Origin of the sequence: Paenibacillus senegalimassiliensis, assembly GCF_001486585.1 — a bacterium.
Classification (GTDB): domain Bacteria; phylum Bacillota; class Bacilli; order Paenibacillales; family Paenibacillaceae; genus Fontibacillus; species Fontibacillus senegalimassiliensis.
Map to the genome: position 1 here is coordinate 764093 of NZ_LN909044.1, position 23300 is coordinate 787392.

The 23300-nt window shown below is 49.1% G+C and carries 20 protein-coding genes and 1 riboswitch; of the genes, 5 read left to right on the forward strand and 15 right to left on the reverse strand.

Annotated elements, in window-relative coordinates; translation table 11 throughout:
* Positions 1-61 precede the first annotated feature (61 nt).
* Positions 62-1396, reverse strand: a complete 1335-nt coding sequence (locus BN3279_RS09260) for an amino acid permease (RefSeq protein ID WP_059050324.1) — start codon at positions 1394-1396, stop codon at positions 62-64.
* A gap of 132 nt (positions 1397-1528) precedes the next feature.
* A riboswitch (glycine riboswitch) is annotated at positions 1529-1608 on the reverse strand.
* 117 nt (positions 1609-1725) lie between these two features.
* Positions 1726-2613 (reverse strand): LysR family transcriptional regulator, encoded by an 888-nt coding sequence (locus BN3279_RS09265; RefSeq protein ID WP_059050325.1) that lies wholly within the window; start codon positions 2611-2613, stop codon positions 1726-1728.
* Between the two features lie 188 nt (positions 2614-2801).
* Between BN3279_RS09265 and BN3279_RS09270 the strand changes: the two genes are divergently transcribed.
* Entirely contained in the window at positions 2802-3653 is an 852-nt protein-coding gene (locus tag BN3279_RS09270) for a DMT family transporter (protein WP_262362533.1), read from the forward strand.
* 69 nt (positions 3654-3722) lie between these two features.
* Here the strand turns inward: BN3279_RS09270 and BN3279_RS09275 are convergent, their stop codons facing one another.
* On the reverse strand, positions 3723-4391 hold the full coding sequence (locus BN3279_RS09275; protein WP_187377756.1) for a hypothetical protein: 669 nt from the start codon (positions 4389-4391) through the stop codon (positions 3723-3725).
* 118 nt (positions 4392-4509) lie between these two features.
* Positions 4510-5103: a hypothetical protein gene (locus BN3279_RS09280; protein ID WP_059050328.1), complete on the reverse strand. Its 594-nt coding sequence runs from the start codon at positions 5101-5103 to the stop codon at positions 4510-4512.
* Between the two features lie 193 nt (positions 5104-5296).
* Between BN3279_RS09280 and BN3279_RS09285 the strand changes: the two genes are divergently transcribed.
* On the forward strand, positions 5297-7951 hold the full coding sequence (locus tag BN3279_RS09285) for a family 16 glycosylhydrolase (RefSeq protein ID WP_059050329.1): 2655 nt from the start codon (positions 5297-5299) through the stop codon (positions 7949-7951).
* A 73-nt stretch (positions 7952-8024) separates the two neighbouring features.
* Here the strand turns inward: BN3279_RS09285 and BN3279_RS09290 are convergent, their stop codons facing one another.
* Positions 8025-8819: an AAC(3) family N-acetyltransferase gene (locus BN3279_RS09290; protein WP_059050330.1), complete on the reverse strand. Its 795-nt coding sequence runs from the start codon at positions 8817-8819 to the stop codon at positions 8025-8027.
* Between the two features lie 199 nt (positions 8820-9018).
* On the opposite strand from BN3279_RS09290, the gene BN3279_RS09295 reads away from it, so the two are divergent.
* Positions 9019-10047: a CdaR family transcriptional regulator gene (locus tag BN3279_RS09295; RefSeq protein WP_059050331.1), complete on the forward strand. Its 1029-nt coding sequence runs from the start codon at positions 9019-9021 to the stop codon at positions 10045-10047.
* A 75-nt stretch (positions 10048-10122) separates the two neighbouring features.
* On the opposite strand, the gene BN3279_RS09300 is transcribed toward BN3279_RS09295, so the two are convergent.
* The 8 genes from BN3279_RS09300 to BN3279_RS09335 form a co-directional block, all read right to left on the reverse strand.
* Positions 10123-11259 (reverse strand): glycerate kinase family protein, encoded by a 1137-nt coding sequence (locus BN3279_RS09300; RefSeq protein WP_059050332.1) that lies wholly within the window; start codon positions 11257-11259, stop codon positions 10123-10125.
* 71 nt (positions 11260-11330) lie between these two features.
* Positions 11331-12629, reverse strand: a complete 1299-nt coding sequence (locus BN3279_RS09305; RefSeq protein WP_059050333.1) for a GntP family permease — start codon at positions 12627-12629, stop codon at positions 11331-11333.
* 395 nt (positions 12630-13024) lie between these two features.
* The gene (locus tag BN3279_RS09310; protein ID WP_148466822.1) at positions 13025-13171 is read right to left on the reverse strand and encodes a lmo0937 family membrane protein; all 147 of its coding nucleotides are present in this window, start codon (positions 13169-13171) and stop codon (positions 13025-13027) included.
* A 107-nt stretch (positions 13172-13278) separates the two neighbouring features.
* The gene (locus BN3279_RS09315; protein WP_059050335.1) at positions 13279-14505 is read right to left on the reverse strand and encodes a Gfo/Idh/MocA family protein; all 1227 of its coding nucleotides are present in this window, start codon (positions 14503-14505) and stop codon (positions 13279-13281) included.
* A 39-nt stretch (positions 14506-14544) separates the two neighbouring features.
* Positions 14545-15366, reverse strand: coding sequence for a sugar phosphate isomerase/epimerase family protein (locus tag BN3279_RS09320; protein WP_059050336.1), 822 nt, complete (start codon positions 15364-15366; stop codon positions 14545-14547).
* Positions 15367-15405: 39 nt separating this feature from the next.
* Entirely contained in the window at positions 15406-16575 is a 1170-nt protein-coding gene (locus BN3279_RS09325) for a dihydrodipicolinate synthase family protein (RefSeq protein ID WP_059050337.1), read from the reverse strand.
* Positions 16576-16588: 13 nt separating this feature from the next.
* Positions 16589-17740, reverse strand: a complete 1152-nt coding sequence (locus BN3279_RS09330; RefSeq protein WP_059050338.1) for a Gfo/Idh/MocA family protein — start codon at positions 17738-17740, stop codon at positions 16589-16591.
* A 160-nt stretch (positions 17741-17900) separates the two neighbouring features.
* Complete coding sequence (locus tag BN3279_RS09335) at positions 17901-18740, reverse strand: AraC family transcriptional regulator (RefSeq protein WP_059050339.1); 840 nt, start codon at positions 18738-18740, stop codon at positions 17901-17903.
* A 301-nt stretch (positions 18741-19041) separates the two neighbouring features.
* On the opposite strand from BN3279_RS09335, the gene BN3279_RS09340 reads away from it, so the two are divergent.
* Together BN3279_RS09340 and BN3279_RS09345 are read left to right on the forward strand one after the other, a co-directional pair.
* A complete protein-coding gene (locus BN3279_RS09340; protein ID WP_059050340.1) occupies positions 19042-20493 on the forward strand; it encodes an Ig-like domain-containing protein in 1452 nt (483 codons plus the stop codon).
* Between the two features lie 143 nt (positions 20494-20636).
* Entirely contained in the window at positions 20637-21497 is an 861-nt protein-coding gene (locus BN3279_RS09345) for a hypothetical protein (RefSeq protein ID WP_232436798.1), read from the forward strand.
* 1 nt (position 21498) lies between these two features.
* Here BN3279_RS09345 and BN3279_RS09350 read toward each other — a convergent pair whose 3' ends face one another.
* Together BN3279_RS09350 and BN3279_RS09355 are read right to left on the reverse strand one after the other, a co-directional pair.
* Entirely contained in the window at positions 21499-22272 is a 774-nt protein-coding gene (locus BN3279_RS09350) for an ABC transporter permease (RefSeq protein WP_059050341.1), read from the reverse strand.
* Complete coding sequence (locus tag BN3279_RS09355) at positions 22250-23233, reverse strand: ABC transporter ATP-binding protein (RefSeq protein WP_059050342.1); 984 nt, start codon at positions 23231-23233, stop codon at positions 22250-22252. Before BN3279_RS09355 ends, BN3279_RS09350 begins: the two co-directional genes overlap by 23 nt.
* Positions 23234-23300 lie beyond the last annotated feature (67 nt).

Here is a 23300-nt window from a genome sequence, read left to right on the forward strand (position 1 = left end):
CTCCTCTCTATACTATGCATGGTTTACACTCCCCCATTATACTACAGCGGAGCCAACAGGACTAAATCCGGCGCAGACTTAGCAGATAGAGCAGCACGAACCAGAGCGGCGTAAGCAGAAGAGCGGGGCGAGTAGCCTCGGCAAACAACATAATGATGAGAATGACCGAAAACAACGCAAGAACAGCATAGTTGATGGCTGGCGTGAACGGCGCTTTAAACTGCGATTTGGCGTGAAGCTCAGGCTTGGTTTTCTTATACTTGATATGGCAGATAAGAATCACACCCCAAACCCAAATGAAGCAGATTGCACTAATCGTTGTAACGATGCCGAAGGCCTGCTCGGGAATCAGCTTGCTAAGCAGAGCACCTACAGACAAGACCAATGTAGAGATGAAAAGCGCGTTGCTGGGCACATGGTTACGGTTTAGCTTCGCCAGCTTGGCTGGTGCCTGTTGGTTCCTGCCCAGGTTATACAGAATACGGCTGGTCGAGAACATCCCGCTGTTACAGGCCGAGGCCGCCGAGGTCAATACAACAAAGTTGATTACACCAGCGGCCAGCGGAATGCCTACCAGGGTGAAGGTTTTAACGAACGGGCTTTCCAAAGCGCTAAGCTGTGTCCAGGGATTAATCGCCAGCAAGGCGATAAGTGCACCGACGTAGAAGAACAAGATTCTTAATGGAATTTTATTAATGGCGGACGGAATATTTTTCTCCGGATTAGAGGTTTCGGCAGCGGACACCCCCACAAGCTCCACGCCCACATAAGCAAATACTACCATTTGGAACGACATCAGAAATCCGGTAATCCCGTTAGGGAATACGCCCCCGTGACCCCATATATTCGTGAGGCTGACCGTTCCCGTGTCGGTCTTGAAGCCGATGATGATCAGCACAGCCCCGATGGCAATCAAGGCCAAGATGGTCACCACCTTGATCAAGGCGAACCAAAACTCCAGTTCACCAAAGTTCTTCACGGTTAACAAATTCAGAACGAGCAAAACAAGCAGACAGATGAGGGCCGGAATCCACTGCGGAATATCAAACCAATATTTGACGTAGACCCCTACGGCGATGACATCAGCCATGGCGGTCATAATCCAGCAGAACCAATAGGTCCAGCCGGTGATGAACGCCGCGCGAGGCCCCAGATAATCCTGGGCAATATCCGTGAAGGACTGGTAGCCCGCCTTGGAGAGCAAAAGCTCCCCTAACGCCCGCATAACAAAGAAGATGGCAATCCCTACAATTAGATAAGCAAATATAATAGACGGTCCTGCTAATTGTATGGCTTTGCCGGACCCCAGAAATAATCCCGTCCCGATCGTGCCCCCGATCGCGATGAGCTGAACATGCCGATTCTCTAGATTTCTCTGCAATTCTTGTTGTGCCACAGTTGACTCCCCCTTGAGATCAATAATAAAATGCCCATAAAAAAAGAGATTGGAGGGACTCCAATCTCAAGGTCACAAGAATAATAAATAAAGGCTAATATGTGAAATAAAACACATAGTACATCGTTTATTTAATACCCTTCTGTCCTTTTGCCTGAGATTATGAACCCTTCGGCGCTGCGGTTCCCCGCAGTCTCTCCAGAAGCTGCTCCTGCTATAGTGTGATCCATAGCGATCATAGCTTACGAATTATTCAATTTTTATCTACCAATGCCTGTTAAGTATTTCAATACTAGTCCCGGGCGGACGTTCTGTCAATAACATAGGTTTCACTTAGCCGAATCCAGTCGTGCTACGACCTGGATAAATTGCTGAACAAGGGGAGATGTATTATCCGTTCTCCACGCAATGCTCATATCTATGCGCGGGGCGTCTCCAGCAATGTCCAAATAGGCAACGTCGCGCGCATGCAAATTGGATGTGGAACTCGGTACGATGCTTACTCCTAGCCCCGCCGCAACAAGGCTGATCGCGGTTTGTATTTCCTTCACACTCTGACGAATGATTGGGCTGAAGCTGGCCTGATGGCATTTCGCCACAATATCGTCATGCCAGCTCGGCCAAATCCCCCTCTCCAGCAAGATGAATTGCTCGGCTCTTAAGTCTTCCATCGACACGCAAGTGTGCCCTGCCAAGGGATGCAACTTGGGGACAACCGCGACACACAGTTCCTGATGAACGGGCAAGAATGATAACAGAGGGTCATCGACTGGCGTTCTGACAAAGCCGATGTCGATATCTTTTCGACGAAAGGCTTCGATTTGCACAGGTGTAGGCATCTCATGAAGAACCAAGTCGACATGTGGGTATTGCTCCTGAAAAGCCCGCACAACGACAGGAAGAATATCATACGATGCCGATCCGACAAACCCTAGCACCAGTCTGCCCTCGATTCCCATATGCGCTCTCTGTGCCGCCGCTTTGGCCTGTTCAAGCTGGGCAAGCGCATGACGCGCTTCCTGCAAGAAGACCTTTCCTGCATCCGTTAGTTCCACATGCCGCTTCGATCGCTCCAATAACAGGACTCCAAGTTCTTTCTCTAGCTGTATAATCTGTTGGCTCAAGGGCGGCTGGGTCATCTGCAGGCGCTTGGCTGCACGGCCAAAATGCAGTTCCTCCGCCACGGCAATGAAATATTCAATCTGGCGCAATTCCATGGGACGAGCTCCTTCCAGGGTAAAGATGGCTTTTCGAATCAACCTTTTTAAGTCGCGAATCGACTTAGAACCATGACACTTATATATTAGACGACAATAACAATCCGTTGTAAAGTATCGATAGCGTAGTAAGGGCAAGGAAAAACACGATTTCATCCGGGAAAGGAACACTTGATATGAGAATGGCCATGGCTTTATTATGCCTTGTCTGGGGATTTAATTTTGTGATTATGAAATTAGGGAATGGGGCGTTCCCGCCGGTAATGTTCGCTGCACTGCGATTCTTGACCGGAGCCATCGTGCTATTTGCCGTGTGCTTGATTCGAAAAACCCCGAAGCCTAAGCGTTCGGATATGAAATGGTACATCATCTGTGGGCTGCTACAGACCACTTTCTTCAATATTGCAATTCAAATTTCACTCAACTATGTTAGTGCAGGCCTGACCTCCGTCTTGACCTATAGCATGCCGCTGTTTCTATCCATCATGGCACATCGCTGGATACCAGGAGAACGGCTGACGATTCAGAAGACGACGGGAATTGCCGTAGGATTGGCCGGCTTATTCATAGCTATGAATATTCAATCGGGAGGCTCCTTCTGGGCTGTACTGCTAGCACTCAGCTCCGCTATTTCATGGGCAGCCGCTAATCTACTATTCAAAATAAAATTAAAGCACGCCGATCCTCTCCAATACACCACCTGGCAAATGGCTATCGGAGCCGCGGGGTTATGGGCATTTTCGCTTTCTTTCGAGAGAGGGAGCGCCCAATGGGGCTTGATGCCGATCATTTACATTCTGTTCTCTGGTATTATTGCTTCCGCCTTGGCCTTTGTAATGTGGAACCTAATTCTGAGCCGTACCGAAGCCAGCAAGGCATCGGTATCGTTACTGCTTGTTCCGGTCGTAGGCATCCTCTCCGGGTATGTATTCCTCAATGAAAGCCTCCATTTTGTCACATTAGTAGGAATTCTACTAGTTCTGGCTGGCATCTGGATTGTAAATATGAAGCAGATTGGTATAAAAAAAGCGTTAAACTAATTGAATACACTACAAAAAGGCGCAACCTGATTAGATGTCAGTTGCGCCTCTTTATTTATTTTCACCCTATTAATTGGGCTCTGTTCTTGTAACTTCAATATTAACATCGCTTAGAGATACCACGTACCCACCAGCTGATTCCTCATAAACTCCTATCTGGGAACCGGATGGAGAGTATTTTTTCCACTGCAATTTTCCGTTTGTATTAGCTGCAACCTGATAATTTGTCAAATAAATTGTTGTGTTAGGATTTACTTTTTGAGTCGCTCCATATTTCCTTCCCTTAGTCCATCCTCTTTCCATACCCCATGATCCACCAATTTGCGCTTCAACTTTGCCAAAGAGTGGTGCCTTAAATTCTGCCTTAGCACTAATATTAGTCGAAACATTCCATTTTCCAGATGTCGTGCTTTGCTGTTCATATTGGATTGATCCCTCAGCATTAGTAGCGTTTTGATAACGATAAATTCCTAAGTTTTGATAATGCCAATCTCTTACTGCCCGGGAGCTTGGTATATATGTTTCAAAAACATACTTGAAACCGTCATTAGTTGGAGGACCCATTAGATTTACCCTTTGTGAGAGCGGAACAACCTCCTTGGTATTTCCATTTAAATCCGTTTCCCAAGCTCTAACTTCAGGAATTGGAATTTTATTTGAAACTTTTGAATCCGCCAACTCCTGAACTGTGTTAGGTATACTGTCTTGAGCGTTGATGATGGCACTAGGGGTTGTCACTGTGAGTAAGGCGAGTGTGCAAATTGCGATCTTTCTTTTAATATTTAATTTCAGAATAATTACCTCCCAACTTTTTAATTCTTATCCATTATATTACTATTATGGTATTATTTCAATATCATTCGCTATAATAGTTATCTAATATCTTAAGTACTGACTTTACTACTTCTTTAGTAGTTTTATTATCTGCTTTTGTTTTTGCATTTTGTGTAATGGTAACAATCAGATTTCTGTATGTGTAAGTTGCCATATCTGTTCTATTTAACAATTCGGCATCGGCATTTTCATATCCAACAGGAATCTCCCAAGCAACTAAATTGTTTCCCATATCTATCTCTGTATAAGAGAAGCGCACATAAAACTGAACAGACTTATCCTCTTTTTCAAATATAAATAATTGCTGTGTAGGATTAAAATCACCACTTCCACCACCAAGTGTTATGGTGTCTTTTTTATCAAATGTAAAATCTCTTTCTATTAAAAATATTGTCTTAACTGGTGGAATTAATGAAAATCCATCTATAGCTATATTATTTTTAAAATCTTCCATAAGTTTTAAAAAATCATCATAGTCGGGCAAGTCTCCGGTACCTATTACGCTCGTGCTCGGAACAGAAACCTGGGGGGAATCCACATTAGATTTTCCCCAACAACCAGTCAACGAAATAGAAATAAGCAAACAGCTAATTAGAAACAACAATGTTTTTCTCATGTTATAATACCCTCCAAATAATTACTTACTTTTACAATAATATATTCAATTGCTGGAAACAACTAGTATCTAAATACAAAATAATATTACTTTATAAAAAATATATATTTATCCCTTTCATCCAATTATTTCATTTGATAGAATATAAATGTAAGCGATTACCCAGGTTACATCTATCAAAGGAGGATCAAGGATGAAGCAACTTCGCCAGGTGAAGAACAGGTTCAATCGAAGAGTTTGGAGTATGCTGCTGGCTGTAGTCATGATTGCCGGCGTCAGTTTATCGCCCGTTATGGGGACTCCAGCGTCAGCCGCAGAAAGCACCATTACCTCAATGGGTTATTTCTCGGCTAATGACGGTCCCGTGATTGCTAAGTCTGGAGTTGGACAAGCCAGCTATGGCTTTGTTATGCCAATCTTCAACGGAGGCTCTGCCACATGGAGCGATGTCGTAGATGATTTGGGCGTTAAAGTGAAGGTGAATGGCAGTTGGGTGGACATCGACAGCGTCAGCACCTTCGTATACAACCAGAACTGGGGGCACTGGAACGATGGCGGCTTTACCGGATACTGGTTCATTCTCTCGGCAACGACAGAAGTGCAACTGTATTCCAAGGCTAACGGGGTGACTCTGGACTATACGCTGCAATTCCAGAACATCAACAAAACGACGATTACGGCAATGACGCCAACTCAAGGGCCCGATCTGACGGCCAGCTTCACGGGTGGCTCAGGCTTCACTTATCCTACCTTCAACAATGATTCGGCTGTCACGTACGAAGCGGTGGCGGATGATCTCAAGTTATTCGTTAAGCCGGTAAATAGCAGCACCTGGATCGATATCGACAACAATGCAGCAAGCGGATGGATTTACGACCACAACTTCGGACAATTTACCGACGGCGGTGGTGGATACTGGTTCACGGTAACGGAATCTATTAATGTGAAGCTGGAATCCAAGACCTCTTCGGCCAGTCTGATCTATACCATTACCTTCAATCAACCGGTACGGAATTCATATATTTTGACTCCTTATGAAGGTACGTCCTTCACAGCGGATACCAACGGAGCTATCGGAATTCCACTGCCCAAAATTGACGGAGGCGCAGCAATCGCGTCGGAGTTAGACAAATTTGTCTATCAAATCAATGTGAATGGTCAATGGGTTAATATGGATAACTCGGCCTTGAGTGGCTTCTCCTATCAAGCGAATGGCTACAATAATATGTCCCCTGCCAACCAATGGGGTTATTGGGCCGATTATATTTACGGACTGTGGTTCCAACCGATTCAAGAAGATATGCAATTCCGTGTTGGCTATCCGCTAAATGGACAAGCTGGCGGAGATGTGGGTAGCAATTATGTTCAATATACTTTTATTGGTAATCCTAATGCTCCACGTCCGGACATCGAGGACCAGGTAGATATTCCGGTCGGCACACCAGGCAACCCGAATATCGAGGGTTACAATCTGATCTTCCAGGATGAATTCAATCAATCCACCCTGGATACGAACAAATGGAACTATGAACAAGGTTACTATTTGAATGATGACCCAGGCACTTGGGGTTGGGGTAACAACGAGTTGCAGCATTATACAAACAGTTCGCAGAACGTCTTTGTTCAGGATGGTAACTTGAATTTGCGGGCTATCAACGATCCTAAGTCGTTCCCGCAAGACCCGAATCGTTATGCGCAATATTCATCGGGTAAAGTGAATACGAAGGACCACTTCACTCTCACCTATGGCCGAGTGGATATGAGAGCCAAGCTGCCGACAGGCAATGGAATCTGGCCAGCCTTCTGGATGCTTCCGCAGAATTCCCCTTACGGAACCTGGGCAGCATCCGGCGAGATTGATATTATGGAAGCAAGAGGCCGCCTGCCCGGCGTGACGAGCGGAGCCATCCACTATGGCGGACAATGGCCGGCCAACCAGTATATTGGCGGGGAATATCAGTTCCCAAGTGGACAAACCTACGCTAACGATTACCATGTGTATTCGGTCGTTTGGGAAGAAGATAATATTAAATGGTATGTAGACGGCAAGTTCTTCTATAAAGCCACTAACGAGCAATGGTTCTCTACAGCAGCTCCTAATAATCCAAATGCACCGTTTGACGAGCCATTCTACCTGATTTTGAACCTGGCCATTGGCGGCAACTTTGACGGTGGCCTGACACCTGGACCTGGCGACATCCCTGCAACCATGCAGGTTGACTACGTTCGGGTATACAAGGATGGTGACCAAGGAGGAGGAACCAATCCTGGTACTCCGGGAGAGCCTGGTGATGTAGCGGTTAGCGGCGTTACGGTAACTCCCGCATCCACTGGGGTGGAAGTTGGACAAAGTGTTCAGCTATCCGCGAATGTAGCTCCCTCTAATGCCACCAACAAGCAAGTGACCTGGTCTGTAGCTGACTCCGGCATCGCATCGGTTAATGCGAGCGGGACTGTAACCGGCATTGCGCCAGGCACAACAACCGTTACAGCCACGACCGCTGATGGCGGCAAAACAGCGGTAAGCACCATTACGGTAACCCCGCCGCCCTCCACGGTGATCATCATCGGGGACGAAATTCGCGGCTTGAAGAAGACAGGCAATGACTTGCTCTTCTACGTGAACGGTGCGACCTTCGCCGATCTGCATTATAAGATCAATAACGGGGGTCAGCTTAATGTAGCCATGCATACGGACGGTAATGGAAATTACACTTACCCTGTTCCAGGCCTGCAGCAAGGAGATACGGTGGAGTATTTCTTCACCTACAACCCAGGGCAAGGCGCTCTGGATACACCTTGGCAAACTTATGTTCACGGGGTAACCCAAGGAACACCCGCTTCGTAACTATTTAAACAGGACAAACCGCAGAAGCCCTCTGAATGAGAGCTTTCTGCGGTTTGTTTTTTTTGACGTCCAACTATAACTGACTTGCCCCTGCCATCCAGCGACCTTGATCCTTCAACGGCTCATTATCCGAGAACAAATCCGGGTCGTCTTCCAGCATTTCTGTCAGGATAGCCGTTATGGCGGCAGCATCACATACTCTAACGACAGCATCACCCAGTTGCCCCATACGCATGGCCCCTCGGCTGATTAATACCTCATCCACCTTCCAGAAGTGCTCCGACCACGGCAAGCCACAATGCCTGCGCGAAGGCACCTCGATTTCCGTTCCGCCCGGGGTAATGGTATAAAGCATCTCCGGATCATCCGTTAATCGACCGGGAATATTCACCCACTCTTCAATCCCATGAATAAACGTATTCCGCTTCAAGTCAACGCCGACGAGCAAAATAGTCGCCTGACGATCCAGCAGCTTACCCCATGCCGATCCCCTTGCGCAAGGCGTATCAAAATGGTGATCGTCCCGTGTGAACTCAACAGCATCGCGGCCCAAGGCTGCCACGGAATGCGTCGGATGCCAGGAGCGGACAACGCCCGGTCTATGACGGAACAGCTCCGGCAGAATGCCCACACAAACCTTGGATTGCTGCACGTCAAACTTCGGATTTTCCGCGTTGATATAAGACCAAGTATGGGTCGGTAATATCAACAACCCATCCTTCATATATGAGGTAAACGCATCCAAAACTGTGTCGGCACCACCCTCCACCTCGCCAAGGCTCTTCATGGAAGAATGGATCAATACCGTTCCTTCGCTATGAATGCCTAATGCTTCTAGTTGTTTTATCAAGCTCTCTTTTGTGTGCAAGTCTTCTCCTCCATTGCTTCTTCCTCCGACAATTTGGTTACCACTTCTGAGCATCGGAGTGTTTATTCAACGTTAATACGAGTACGGAATAAAGTCAAAGATGGCCCCTTTGTTCTTTTGCACAAATTTTGTGCATTGACCAAATTTTTGATTACGCTTACAATTAGATGATATGCCATGTTAAGGAGCGCGATCAACTATGTTTGAACTGACACGTCATCAAGCTCAGAATATCGTGAATAAAATGATGAAGGATATCCCCTATAATATTAACATTATGGACCGGAACGGCATTATTATCGGAAGCGGCAATAAGGCCCGGGTCGGAACATTGCACTATGGTGCGGCGGAAGCCATCAAACAACAGAAGATAGTGGAAATTCATAGCGACGAAGAGTTTGTGAAGAAGGGAATTAATCTTCCTATTGAGCTAGGCGGCATCATTGTCGGCGTGGTAGGAATTAGCGGAGAGATTGAAGAGACACGCCCCTTCGGCAATCTCGTCAAGACAACTGTTATCTTGTTAATTGAGCAAAGCAGGGCCTTGGAAAAAGAAAAACTGGAGGAGCACCTGAAGCAGGAGTTCTTCAATACGATCGTGCAGTCAGATACAGTGTACTCCAAAGAACTGACCGATCAGGCAGCGGCCTATGGGATCCAACTGGCCAATCCATCGCAGATCATTTACGCCGAGTTCCCCCAGGAGATTAGCGAAAGCTTGATCAAGAACGTTCCTTCTTTTAACGGGCCGGGCTATTCCCTTTTCTTTGTCGTCCAGAGAGCCAAGGACACCGAAGCTGTGCTGGGCTCCATCAAGAGGCAATATCCAGCGGCTCATATTGTCGTCAGCAAGTGGAATCCCACAATTTCGGAGGGATATGTACAGACCAAGGCTGCGCTACGCGTATTAAAAGGCGTTTATTCTACCGAAAAAACGATTTATTATGCGCAATGTGAGTTTATCGCCGATACATCCAAGCTGCTAAGGAATGATCCCAGGGCGGAGCGGCTAGCTCATTTGCTTGAACAAAATGAAGAGCTGGTCAAAACACTGCAAGCTTATGTGAACTGCAATCTCAACGCGAATGAAACGGCCAATCTATTGATGCTCCATAGAAATACGCTGCAATATCGGTTGAACAAGATCCAGGCCATCACCGGCAAAGACCCCAAAAACGTGATGGATTTGGTGGAGCTTATCTTCATGTTAGTCTATCGGATTCCATAAAAAAGTACCTCTATGAAGAAAGGATGCCCCTCCTGATTTGACCTCAGGCTACGGGACATCCTTTTTTCAATAGCGTTAACTTAACAGGCGAGCCACACTCTCCGAGGTACGGGCCACATTCTCTTTGCCTTGAGCAAGCAAGGTTTCAAGCTGTGCTGCGCCAGGCACGATACCAAAGATGGCATCAAACCCCTCGTCGTAAAGCGTCTCAACATCCTGGCCTACATGACCAGCCAAGGCAACGACTTTCATTTCCTTATTCACTCTCTTGGCCGCTTGAGCCACACCATAAGGGGCTTTGCCAAACTTCGTCTGGAAGTCAATTCCGCCTTCTCCCGTGATGCAGTAATCCGCCTGTTTGAGCTGCTCTTCAAGCCCCGTATATTCGATGACAATCTCGATGCCTCTTCTCATAGTCGCCTTGGTGAAGGCAAGCAATCCACCGCCAAGTCCACCTGCACCGCCCGCACCGGGTACATCTATTACTTCGATACCAAGCTGCTTCTTGATAATGCCGCCATAATGGCGCAAATTGTTATCAAGCGTTGCCACCATCTCAGGCGTAGCGCCTTTCTGCGGTCCGAATACCGCCGAAGCACCACGTTCTCCGCACAAAGGGTTCGTGACATCCGAAGCGACCAGAATGCTCACGTCTTTTAATTGCGGCAATACGGCGCTCGTATCAATTCGATCCAACTGATTCAGGAATCCGCCGCCGAGTGGCAGTTCCTTTCCGTCCTGATCAAGGAAGCTGTAGCCCAGGGCTCGGGCCATTCCGGCTCCGCCGTCATTCGTCGCGCTGCCGCCAATGCCGAGGATAATGTTAGTAATGCCTCGCTCTATACAATCTCTCATTAATTCGCCGGTTCCCAGCGTCGTTGTAATTAATGGATTCTTGGTGTCCTTCGTCACATGATGAATTCCGCTGGCGGATGCCATCTCAATAACGCCCGTCTTGCCGTCGCCCAAAATACCGTATTTTGCGAGTACCGGCGTGCCAAGTGGACCCGTCACTTCTTTCTCAATCAAGCTGCCGCCGGTAGCATCAACCAGTGATTGGACAGTGCCCTCTCCCCCGTCAGCCATTGGGACATGAATGCATTTGGCATCCGGAATTGCCCGCTTGATACCGAGTTCCATGGCTTCGCATACTTCCTTCGCCGTCATGCTCTCTTTGAATGAATCGGGTGCCAACACAAACACTTTGCTCATCTCAAATTCCTCGTTTCTTTTTTTATAGAATGAATGTTCAAAAAGTCAGATTCTCAGCACCAAAGCTTATGCTATAAAATGAAGCCGTATAGAATGATTGCCACTATCGTCATCGTAAGCCCAACCACGCTCTCAAAGAGAGCCACTCTCATTCTATCCTTCATGGTCATCGCCATGGCATTACGAGTAACGTGGAAGTACGTGCCGTGCGGCAAGTGGTCAATCACCGTAGCACCACTATGAACCATAACCGCTGCTGCGAGTGGGGCAACACCTGTATTGATAATAGCATCCGAGAAGGAGCCCGTCGCCAAAATAACGCCTGTCGATGTCGAAGCCGTAGCTCCGGCCATCAAGATACCCGCAATTGGAGCCAGGAACGTACCGGAAAGACCCGAGGATTCAACCAGGGCAACCACTTCTGCCGGTAGCGTTGAAGCCGTAATCAAGCCGCCAATAGCGCCTGCACCGATAATAATCAGAATCGTTGGTGTCATTCGGTTGAGACCCGCGGCACAATATTCGATCATTTTGTTCTTCCGGCCCAGCGCCAGTGAGCCTACGATCCCGGCAAAAGGCAAGATGAACAAGGAGTCAATCTTCAGCGAAGCCAGGAAATCAATACCGAGCATCGCGCCCAGTGGGCTAATCATCAAGAGGACAACCGCAATAACGGGTGTAACCAATGCTTTGGACAGCGGTGGAAGGTTCGTAGAATTAGTCTTTTCCAATTCAGCAGCTTCCGCATCCGTCACTTTTGTTCCCTTGTACTTCATAAAAGATGCGATAACTACGGCTACGGCCAGTCCAATCAAAGCCGGAACCAGTCCGCCGATCATAACCTGGTTCACATCCAGACCAAATCCACCTGCAGCCGCAATCGTGTTTGGGTTGGGGGAAATGATATTACCCGCTTTACCGCCGCCGGATAAGGCGATCAACAAAGCAACTTTGGAGTACCCCATCTTGTTACCAACAGACAAGGCGATCGGCGCCACGATCAGTACAGCAACCGGAATAAATACCCCGACCGCTGTGATAATCATCGTCGCCAGAGCGAGGGACAGCATGGCCTTCGTTCCGCCTAGCTTGTCTACAATGACCTTCGCAATGGTCTCCGCCGCTCCCGACTCCATCATGACTCCGGCAAATACGCCCGCAGCAATAATCCGTATTACGGTTCCTTGAACGCTTTGCGTTCCGGAAATCAAAATCTGAATAACTTCTGTAAAATTGGCTCCGCCAATGAAGCCACCAACGATAGCCCCCAAGATCAAGGCATAGGTTGGTGCCAATCTCAATAATATCAACACAATGGCTATTGCCAGACCGGATAAGGCACCAAACCAGCTTATGTCTAATGCGTTCATTGTTGAACATCCTCCTCAAGATAGACTCTTCTCTTTGCTGCACCATGCTTGTAGCCGGATAAATCCGCTTACAAAGCATGTTCTATTATTCACATAATAGGCTTCTATGATCCGCCATTTCGGCGTCGCCTCGTTAAGAACTCCTCCTTACACCTCTTGTCTGCCTATTGATGAATACGGTTTCATTATATTTCGATTGCGAGACTTAAACAATTGAAATTCCGATGAATCTTATTGTGCATTTGCACTAATAATACAAATAATGGAGTATAACTATTACCCCGTGGGTATATCAATAGACAGTGCAAAGCCCTGGAGGCCGGGGATTCGGAAATCATCCGAGAACCCGGCTTCCAGGGCTTTTTTGGAGTTAAAATTCATACGATCATACAGAACTATGCGCGGCCCCGGCCACGAATAAAGTTAATAACCATTACGATTGCCGCGATGACAAGAACGATATGAATAAAACCGCCCATGACGTCCAAAATGAAGCCCAGCAGCCAGATCGCAATCAGGATACCGAATAAAGTCCATAACATATTAATCCCGCCTTTCTGCGAAGTGGTGTACATCCTTCCATTACCCCGTCAGTAGCAGGACTAAACTTGCAGAAGGTGGTATTTGCTGGGTATGAATCAAAATACGATCAAGTCTGCATCATGTCAGCAGGAAGCTTGAATCGCTGGTAGCCCTTCATCGGAAATGGATGGGACGGCTCCGCCCAGGGGAAAGGATATTCGCTGTATAGTTGCCGCCTGGCCGCCACGTCCTCCATTTTCTCAGACAAGTCCGGCAGTAAACGCACCGTAGATTTTCCAGCAGGTTGCTCAATCATGAACTTGCCGGGAATAGCATGCACCACACGGGCCGATTCATAAGTGCCGTTGGAGACGAGTACAAAGCTTCGACATGCCTCCAGTGGTGAGAAGAGCGGCTTACCCGGGTTCTCGATGGCATCTATCAGGTTCGCATACATGTTGTGAATTAAATCAACGGGACCAAACGCCAATTCTTCCTCGCCTTTGCGTGTACGAAGGGTCAACTTGTTCTCGTAATTCCAATGCGCTTCCCCTTCCGTTCCGTACACGGCAATGGACGGCTCCTCGCTCCCTTCGTAGCACAGCATAGCGTAGAAATGAACCCCGATCCCATTATCCATAATGGCGCGAATACAAGATACGTCGTCTCCCTCAATATCGTTGACATGGTAAAGCTCAGCCTGAACCGATTGCGGATACATATTCGGGGTGCCTTCGACTCCAGCCGCCAACAGGCAATTATGCAGTAAATGGGCAAACGGATTGTTGAACGTCCCATCCAGCACATACTGGCCATCGTTCACCAGCTTGCCTGCCCAGCGGGTCCGATCATAGTAGGCGCGAGACCGCTTCCACCTTCCAATGCCAACTACATGCTCCACTTGCCCAAGTGCGCCGGAGCCAAGCTTCTCCAGCAGCGACCTGAACGCCTGACCCGAAGTATTCTGGAAGTTCACCTGACACAAGCGGCCCGTCTCCCGCTGCACGGCAATCATCTCGTCCAGGTCTTGAATTGTAATTGCCGGGGGCTTCTCCACCAGAACATGGAACCCCATCTGCATCGCCTGAATACACATCGGCTTGTGGGTGGCGATGGGCGTAGCAATCGTGACAAAGTCAATGTCCGGATGGTGCGTGAGCATCTCTACATGATTCGTGTAATGAACAACCCCCAGTGCGGTCAGCTTATTATAAGACTCCTGATGAGCGTCGACATTCGGCTCTGTAAAAGCAACAACTTGCAGGCTACCCTCTTCGGCCAGCTTCTGCATCATATTGACATGCTCAACGCCAAATCCTCCGATTCCGATCAGCGCAGCGTGACAAATCTTCACATTCCTTCCCCCCACTAGTCAAGGCTATAGATGAATTTATTAAACGTGCTCCAGGTAACGTTCCTTTATTAGGGCAAGCGCCTCTTCGCCGGGCATATCCCATACCTGCTGGTTGAAGATCTCGACCTCGATTGCTCCTCTGTAACCTGCGGCCTCGACCGCATGGCGCATCCGGCGCAGCTCGATGACTCCATCCCCCATCATCCCTCTGCCCATGAGCAAATCGGGAACCGGCACCACCCAATCGGAGACGTGAAATCCAAGTATTCTCCCCCTGGCTCGCTCAATTTGCTCATATAGCTGAGGGTCCCACCAGACATGGAATGCGTCTACAACAACCCCTACATCCTGCGGACTATGTTGTTCCGCAAGCGTATTGGCCTGGGCCAGCGTATTAATGACGGAGCGTTCAGCCGCATACATCGGGTGCAACGGCTCAATGCCAAGCTTGACGCCGTGCGAGCGGGCGAACGGTACCAACTCCGCGATAGCCTCTTCAACGGTCTTGCGGGCGAAGTCGATATCCCGGTCCGGTGCGGGGCCGCAAACGAGCACAAGCACATCGGTTCCGAGTTCTGCCGCTTCCTCCACGGCGCGGCGGTTATCGTCCATCCGCTCCCTGCGTGCAGTAGTGGTGGCCGCCGGGAAATAACCCCCGCGGCACAGGCTGGAGACGCGTAGGCCCGCGTCCTTTACTAGCCGCTTGCTCTCGGCCAGGCCAGTCTCCGCTACCTTATGCCGCCACAAGGCAATCCACGACACATCAGCGCGAACACAAGTCTCTACAGCTTCACGCATATTTAATCGATCAGTCGTAATCTGGTTCAAGCTGAGTCTATCTATGGAACGAAGTGGTTCCATGCTGATCCCTCCCGGATTCTAAATATCGCTAAGGATTATTTACGACTGGATACCAGCCAATGCCAGGACCGGTCTCATCCGCTGGACAGCAAGCTCCGGATCAGCCAATAGTCCAGCCCGGTCAGCAAGTACAAACAACTCGGCCAGATGGATGATGGAACGCGCCCCCTCCGCTCCCCCGATCATGCGGAAATGCGGCTGATGACCATTCAAGTAAGCCATAAAGACAATTCCTGTCTTGTAGGCGTATGTCGGCTGCTGGAAAATATGGCGTGACAAGGCGACGGTCGGTTCCATAATCGCATCGTACCGAGCCAGTTCACCCGCATCAAGCGCATGAAGGGCTGCGGCTGCGGCTGGCGCGATGGCGTCAAATATCCCGAGCAGCGCATGGCTATGCCCTTGTTCATCACCCTTGATTAACTCGGGATAGTTGAAGTCGTCGCCGGTGTACATGTTGACGCCTGCTGGTAGCAGCCGACGCAGCTTGATTTCTTTACTGGCATCAAGCAGCGATATTTTAATGCCATCCACCTTGTCCGCGTTAGCCCGAATGACACGTAAGCAGACCTCCATCGCTGCGTCCAGATCATCCTTGCAGCCCCAATAACCGTCCAACGCCGGATCGAACATCTCGCCAAGCCAATGCAGGATAACTGGCTGTTGTACTTGCCCCAGGATACGACCGTATACCCGCTCATAATCCTCAGGCCCGGTCGCACAAGCGGCAAGCGCACGGCTTGCCATGAGAATGACTTGACCGCCCTCCCCCTCGATGAAGCCGACTTGTTCCTCATAAGCCGTCTCTACATCGGCAATCGTGACCGACGGTCCGGGAAGCAGATGATCGGTGCCAGCACCGCAAGCAATCTTCCCGCCGACCGAGCGCGCTTCCGCGAGCGAAGCACGGATAAGCTCCTTGGAGCGGTTCCAGTCAAGACCCATGCCGCGCTGCGCCGTATCCATAGCCTCAGCCACGCCCAGACCCAGCGACCACAGATGGTGCCGATAGGCGAGCGTCGAGTTCCAGTCTATCGGCGCTTGGTGCAGCGGATCAGCGTCAGCAAAGGGATCACAGACCACATGGGCAGCGGAGAAGGCGATGCGGCCTGCAAACGGCTGACCTGGCTTGGTGAACTGGGCTGCTTGGCCCGGAGCATATTCGTATAAAGTTCCCCCCACGCGGGGGAGTAACAGCGATTTGGCCATCGTATTCCCTCCTTTACAAGCTCAGCTTCGGCACATCGATCCAGCGACGCTCCTGCCACGACTGTAAGCTAAGGTCAGCAAGCTGGGTGCCCTTCGCCCCTTCAAGCAGATCCCAGGGGAACGGCGTATCAATGACAACATGCTTCAGGAACATCTCCCATTGCACCTTGAAGGCATTATCGAACGTTGCGTTGTCAGGCACCTCGACCCATTGGTCGCGGAACTGGAACGGATTAGGGATATCCGGGTTCCATACCGGCTTCGGCGTATTGACCCGATGCTGGGTCTTGCAGTCCCGCAAGCCCGCCACCGCACTACCTTCGGTGCCGTCAACGGTCACCGTAAGCAAATCGTCCCGGTCAACGCGCACCGCCCAAGATGAATTGGCCTGCACGATAATTCCGCCTTTGATCTCAAACATGGCGTAAGCGGCGTCGTCTGCCGTGCAATCGTATGAAGCCCCCTGTTCATCCAGACGCTTCGGAATATGCGTAGCGGCGAGGCAGGACACAGCCTCCACTTCTCCGAACAAGTTCTCCAGTACATAACGCCAATGGGCAAACATATCGACAATAATCCCGCCGCCATCTTCCTTGCGGTAGTTCCACGAAGGCCGTTGGCCCGCTTGCCAATCACCTTCAAATACCCAATAGCCGAACTCCATCCGCACGGATAGAATACGCCCGAAGTAGCCCGAGTCGATCAGACGCTTCAGCTTCAGCAAGCCGGGCAGAAATAGCTTATCCTGCACGACTCCGTTCTTCACTCCCGCCTTGGTGGCGATGCTCGCCAGTTCAAGCGCTCCGTCCAAATCAACGGCAGTCGGCTTCTCGCAATAAATATGCTTGCCTGCGGCGATGGCCTGCTTGATGCTCTCCGCACGGCGCACCGTCGTCTGGCTATCAAAATAAATTTCATTATAGGAATCGGCCAGGCAGGCCTCCAGATCCGTGCTCCAGCGCTTGATACTGTGAGCCTCTGCCAGAGCTTGCAGCTTATTCTCCTGTCGGCCGACCAGAATGGGATCAGGCATGACAACGTCGCCTCCCGGTAGCACAACGCCCCCTTGCTTGCGAATTGCCAGAATTGAACGAATCAAATGCTGGTTGGTCCCCATCCGCCCGGTCACACCGTTCATGATAATGCCTATATTGCGAACTGCCATGATTGATTGCCCCCTTCGCTTCGTATACTTCGTATTGTAGCTGAGGCGTCCTCGCTTTTCTTACAACTCCGGGAACAGCATTCTCAATTTCGGAAGCGATTTCATGGAAACATAAAAATTCCCTCACCAGCACTAGGCCAATGAGGGAAACAGGCTCTTCTTAATTAGGGTCGGTTGTTCGAGCGTGCCGTTCCCGGTACGTCTTCGGAGATAGCTTGGCGACGGCTTTGAAGGATCGGTAAAAGGTGGACACCGAGTCGTAGCCAACCTCAAAGCAAATCGAGATAACGTCCTTCTTCGTCTCCTCCAGCAGCTTCTGGGCAACGCGAATACGTACTTCTGTTAAGTATTGTATGGGTGTCATCTCGTACCGTTCTTTGAAAATATTATTGACGTGCCGCGTGCTGATGCCCAGTTTGGAAGCAATATCCCCGGCCGTCAGCGAATCGAAATAGTTGGAATCGATGTAGCTACGAATCTTCTCCGCGCGCAGCCTGTTTGAACTGGAGCCGACTGCGGCGACCTCCGCATCAAGCGAACTTACCAGCAAGAGCAGCAGTTGAGACAGTTGAACCTGGAGTGAGATGCGGACCAGCGGCGATTCCTCTCTGGAGTGCCCGAACAGCATTTTCCTCAGCCATTGACGGAGCTCGCTTGCGGCGAACATCCCTGGCTTCAACAGACATGAGGTCGGGAAATAAGCATGGAGCAACTGTTCTCTTAGATCAGCATCGAGCACCTTATCATCAAATGCCAACACTAGTAAAGTTAGCCTAGAGTTGGACATGACCGAATGGACCGAATACGGCACAATAAGCGCCGTATTGTCAACCGTGAGCTTATGTACTTCCCCGTCGAGTCGAATGGCTCCTTCGCCCTCCAGCACAAACAACAGTTGGTGCGCCCCGTGGTAATGGTCGGACACGAGATGCCCATTCATATGCTTTTGCTCGTAGATGTCAATCGCATTTCGGGATAAATCGATCCATTTGATCGTCACGGCATAACCTCCGTTTTCCAAGCGTTTCTTGTTAAGGCTATTTTATCGCGCTCGGCAGCTTCGGCACAACATAGGGCTCCCATTCGCTATTCCAGCGAAGTGGTTACTCTCGAAGGGAATTGTGCGGTATTTCGCTATGTAGAACAAAGCTAGAACTAAACTGCGGCAGCTATTTTCGGGCCTCTTTCGCCATCTATACTATTATTCTAGAAAATGTTACAAGTAATCTTAACAAAAACCTATAATTGGTATATTCTAGAATAGAAGTAAAAATATATTGTGTGAAAGAGGTGTTCCTTACATGAGAAAGATGTTATCCGCAGTAATGGTCATGAGTTTATTCTTCAGCCTCTTCTTTACTCTAGGTGCGTCGGCAGCGCCCGACGTAACCCCGTCGGGGATTGCTCCCGAAGCACTTGTCTCCGAGCCATTGCAACTGCCGGACAGTGAGGTCGTCACTGAGCTTACCCGATCAGAATCTGATCTGGACACAGCCAAATTAAAATCTCACCCGGTAGAAGCCGCGCTGAACCTCGATTCAGCCCGAATTGCTTCCACCGTGCAGGAAGGATTAACAGCAGATCTGCAAGCGCTCAATAGCGTGACGGCGACAGCATCGACTTATACATACACAGGCTATATTGAGCAACCAGGCAATTCTTCTTTTCTTTATCCTATTTATGTAGACCCGGGCAGCATTCTTCAATCGCAACTGGATGCCCCCGCCTCAGCCCAACTAGACTACGATCTGTACCTCTATGAATTCGATATGTCCACGGGAGAATTAAATCCAAATCCGATTGATTACTCTATCTACGGCACATACCTGAATAATAATAAGACTTTAGCGGAGAATGTAGGGACTGTAAATACGGCCCCTTATGCCAAAGCCTACTTGCTTGAGGTGTATGGTGCAGTGGGAGCGAGCATCAGCGAGCCGTTCTATCTGACTGTCTCCACAAGCTCAACCTATGATGCTTACGAGACGGACGAGAATGCCTTGCATGCTTATCCGTTCACAGTAGCTCTGGGAGGCTCTACGCTGGCCAGCCGCTCTATCAATTCCGAGATTGATCAGGATTGGTATGCAATTACGGTTCCCGAGAGCAGAAACTATGATGCCATGCATATCAGTCTGGATCAGGCTTCCGTTGGCTACGGCTACAAGGCCGAATTATATGCCGCCTTAAGTGGCAACCGGATGGCGCTGGTTCCTGCTCAGAACGGTAATGTAACACTCGGAACCGGCACTTACTATTTGCGCGTATACACGACTAACGCTTACTCTGATGCCAACTATTCGCTGAATCTGCGCCCTGTCCTGCGGGCAGATAAAATCGTGATTACCGGCTACAATTCAGATGGCGGACCTAACTCTTATCCTAGCTATATGTACGGCAAGTATTACCGCATTACTGGCAGAACCTTCACTGTAACCGGTGTGGCTACTACCGCGGACAACTATGCCGTGGCCAATACCGAAGTCGATGTTACTTGGGTCAATGATTATTGGTCTGAGTCAAGCAACAACAGATACCGGAGTGCACAAGCCATTACTAATAGCAATGGTCAGTTCTCGGTTACGTTGTCCTTACCGCCTTCCACAGGAAGTATTAGCGAGTATATTCCTGGTGCCATAAGCTTTACGCATTATTACGATCTTTGCGGTGTGGTAGCAAGCGTCACCAGCCGTTCGAATGTTTATACTACCGATATTGTCTATCACTTTGCATATAGTATATACGGTGGTTAAGAGAACACCTTCGAAAGCAGCAACCATCAGTTCATGTGAACTGATGGTTGTTTTCTTTTTGTCTATCTGTAAAAAACAAGGAGGTAAATGCCGATAATGTGGATATAAGAGGATGCATTAATAAATAATGGGAAGAGGGTCTTATGAATATGAAAATCCAAAGCTCAGCCCTACCAGATATCAACTTATACTCTCACGGCAAAAAACAGAACGGCCAACCGGACTTACAGTCAGGCACTATCCCTGGCTTGTCTCATGATACCGATACGATTGAGATTAGCACAACGGCCAGAACGCTCGCAGCCTCTGATGTTACCCATCATGCCCCTGTCTATTTTGGCAACGCCCAAATCCATGAATCATTATCCCGGATTCTCCAGGATCAACCTGATGAGGTCAAAGACGCCATTTATGGCCTTATCTCGTCTAATCTGAACACCGACACCACTAGTGGAGAGGGTCACGCAGCCCTATTAGAGCTGGGCCTGGCACAAGGCAAATATATCGCGGACAATTATATTAAAGGCAATACTGCGACAGAATTGATGAACACCCTCCAGCAAATTGCCGATCTTTCCCAAGCTCGAACTATAGATTCGGAGACCGGTAAAGCTCAAGCTGCGGTTCTACCTTCGCGACCTTTCGGAGCCCCTGAGGATTACGTGCATTTGACTTATATGATGAAGAAATACGAGCCGGAGACCTTGGCTAAGCTAGAAGAGGCAATCACTAGCGGCAAGGATTGGGCCAGCATTTTGCTTGGCTTTGCTAAAAAGGTCCCTACGCAAAAAGAGTGGGTGCAGCCCCAGCAGGCAGCAACCACCCAAAATAAACAATCTATTGAGGACATCATGAGTAAGAATAGATTCGGCGAGGCCGGGACAGACAGCTTGACTGTGTTTGCCGAGGACATCCGAAGCGTGCTCGCCAAGAGTAATCTGGCAAATACAGATCTGCTTACAAGTAATCTGGAGGCCTTTATCCGTACGCTAGGAAGAGCTTGAGTCAATATTGGCCCAGCAGGCCTTTCTTCATGGCTACTCGCTCACACGAATGAAACACAAGGAGCCCCAGAGTTAAATACACCACGGAATTAACTAACAGCACGTCATAATCGGACAAAGGTAGCTCCGTCAGTGTCAGATCCTGGAGCATGACGTTTCTGACCATATCAACCCCCTTAACGAAGGGAGCAAAGGCCAGGAACGGGGCAACAGACAGCGGAACAAACACCAGCGCCATCAAGACGAACTGGAAGATTTGCAGGAAAGCCTGGATTTGCTTCACAATGATAGCCAGGCCTGCGATCATAAAGCTGACTCCAAGCATGCTTATCATCGTAACAAGAATGATAGGAATCGTAGTCATCGGGTTAAGACTTAGCCATTGACCAGAGGTCGCCATCGCCCCATAGAGCAGGAGGACCATGATGACAGACTGCAAGCCGAATTGGCTGATGATGCGAGTGAGCATGATTTTCCATACGCCCATGGGTGACATATAAATCTGCTCCAGGGTACCTCGGGTAGCTTCGGTAATGACCGAGAAGCCAATAAAGTTCATGGTCATCATCGTTAAGCTCCAGAAGACGACACTGATAATTGAATACTGGACATTCATCTCAAAGCTGGCTGGGTCGCCGATGAACATAATGCCAAAGAAAGCCGCCAGGAAGATAATATAGAAGGTAAATACCAAGGCAAGGGTATTCGGTAGGTACCGTTTCATTTCGATGTATTCCTTGCGAAAGTTGGCATTAAATAGATGGAACCATCTCATGAGCCATACCTCCTTTTACGATCTGGATAAATACCTGTTCAAAGTCAATGGTCGTACGGTCGATGCTCTCCACCATGGTTCCATCCTCTTTCAGCAAATCAAACAGCTCATAAATCTCCTGGCCTTGCTCCAGATTAACCTCCAGAACAGACTCATGGGCATGGGCTGTATAGGTGCTCATCGGAAACCGGAACCGCAGCTTATTCTCCTGGCCCACACTGAGTGGCCCACCCAGCTTGATTGAATAGGCTCTTGTCTCGAACAGTCTCATGAGGTTATCCACCCTGTCGTCTACTACGACTTCACCCTTGTTGATGATAATGGCGCGCTCGCAAAGCTCCTGAACAACGGGCATGTCATGGGAGCTAATAATAATGGTACGCTGTTCTTCCTTCACAATCGTTCGCAAGATTTTACGCAACTCATAGCTTACCTCGACATCCAGGCCCAATGTTGGCTCATCCAATAAAATAACGTCCGTGTCCGCCAGCAAGGCCACAGCAATGGCCAGCTTCTGTTGCATCCCCCGCGATAACCCGTTGACCAATTCATGCTCCTTCTCCTTCAGGTTGAATTGCTGGAGCAATTTATCAGCCTGATTGGCGATTTGCTTGCGAGAGTATCCTCGATTGCCAGCAAAATACTCCAGGTTCTCCCGCACGGTCAGCCGCCAATACAGATTACGATTTCCTTCCAGCACGGCACTGATATTCTCCAGTGCTTTAAGTCTCTTCTTCCCCATATCCAAACCGTTAATATGGATGGAACCACTATCCGCTTGCAGCAAGCCGCAGAGCATTTTAATGGTTGAGGTCTTCCCTGCGCCATTGGGGCCCAGCAAGCCCAGCACCTCGCCCCGATGAACATCGAAAGAAACGTCGCGGACCGCATGTACCTTTTCTTTCGTACTCCTTTTTCCGTAAGCCTTGCTGATGCCCCTGACTTCAATAATTGTCTCCATCGCCCTTATCCCTCCCTCTCCCAAGCAAACTAAAGTAGCCTGCTTCCAGATTCCTACATTTATCTTA